At 74.9% G+C, this 554-nt stretch carries 1 protein-coding gene; it reads right to left on the bottom strand.

Annotated features, from left to right (window positions below; all coding sequences use genetic code 11):
• A partial coding sequence (locus tag ACFQ36_RS23325; RefSeq protein WP_377018019.1) for a DUF4350 domain-containing protein occupies nucleotides 1-554 on the bottom strand: 554 nt, incomplete at both ends.

The raw sequence follows: 554 nt of genomic DNA, 5'->3' as shown, positions 1-554 counted from the left end.
AGCCGCAGGTGCGCGGCCAGGCGGGTCAGGGTTCCCGCGCGGAGGTTGGCTGCGGCCCGGGCCACCGCCGCGGACTGCTGGTAGAGCCGGGCCCGGCCCTGCGCGGTTTCCGCGGCGGGAACGATAACGGGCAGCGGCTCCGTGACGAGGGGGCCGAGCCGCCGGCCGCGCCAGACCGCGGCCAGCACACCGACCGCCAGCAGCCAGAGCGAGACCGGGGCAACCCAGTCCGGCAGCAGGGACAGCGGATTCTGCGGCTGCTCTGCCGGCTGGATGTCAGTGGCCCGGGGCTGGTACCAGATGAGCGTGCCGGTGCTGCCCAGGGTGTTCAGGGCCAGGGCGGCGTTGCCCTGTTCGATAATCCGGTCATTGCTGAGCACGTGGCTGGCGCCGAGGACCACGGTGCGGCCGTCGTCGGCGGTCGCATAGGCCCCGGCCGGTGCGGCCCTGGTCTGGAAGGTGAAGCACAGCGACTCCGCCCGATAGGCCAGGCCGCCGCGGGAGATGGCCTCCGCGGCCGCCGGGCCGGGCAGCGTGCAGCCGGCAGGCAGCGG

The organism is Arthrobacter sp. GCM10027362 (assembly GCF_042679445.1).
Lineage (GTDB): Bacteria > Actinomycetota > Actinomycetes > Actinomycetales > Micrococcaceae > Crystallibacter.
Note: the sequence above shows the minus strand (reverse complement) of the source record. Positions and strands in the feature narration are given on the sequence as shown.